General features: G+C 40.9%; 1 protein-coding gene and 1 pseudogene. Both read right to left on the minus strand.

Annotated features, from left to right (window positions below):
* Window positions 1-379: pseudogene (locus AB5935_RS27310) on the minus strand (hypothetical protein); the annotation flags it as partial.
* On the minus strand, window positions 336-714 hold a 379-nt coding region (locus tag AB5935_RS27315; RefSeq protein ID WP_368328016.1), incomplete at its 5' end, for a tetraacyldisaccharide 4'-kinase. The gene AB5935_RS27315 and the pseudogene AB5935_RS27310, both read right to left, overlap by 44 nt.

Here is a 714-nt window from a genome sequence, read left to right on the forward strand (position 1 = left end):
AGGACCTTGCGTACCAATATACACTCCGTGTTGTACTTTAATTCCTTTTTCTTTGGCAATCTCGTCAGCCTTACTAATCAGTTCCTTGCTGTATGCTTCGCTCATGTCCGGGAAGCGAGGTCCGTAAGGGATATTTTTTCCGCGAAGCGGGTGTTCGGGGAAATAGTTGATATGGTCAGTGATAATCATCAGGTCACCGATTTCGACATCTGCATTTGTACCGCCACTGGCATTGGATATCTGAATACTTTATTTCATACTTCTCGGTGATTTCGTTTGCCAAACTGCCAAGTCCGGTGCCTAGTATAATGGCAGTTTCCGGACTGGTATGCATCTTACCTTTCAGATAAGCTGCGGTTTCTTGTATTTTCTCTAACATAGTCAATAATATGTTGGTTAAATTTATCTTGTTGATTTTGTAATATTTCAATTTCAATAGGCAAGGTGTAGATAAATGGTTTCAATTCCTTGTCCAAAGCCGGATGGTTAATCAGGCGTGTTGCATCTTTCTCGGTGGTAATAATCAACCGATGTTCTCCTTTCAGTTTATGAAACCGTTCTTTGATAAGCTGTATATCCCGATGAGTGAAATTGTGGTGATCGTCAAACGATAGTAAATCTATTTGTTTGGTACAACCTTCCAGTCTTTCGAGAATAGGGGCAGGTGAGGCAATTCCCGTCATCAATAATATATCAGTGTTTGTCAGTGAGGAC

The organism is Phocaeicola sp. RTP21198st1_B8_RTP21198_201120, from assembly GCF_040929485.1.
GTDB classification, from domain to species: Bacteria; Bacteroidota; Bacteroidia; order Bacteroidales; family Bacteroidaceae; genus Phocaeicola; species Phocaeicola dorei.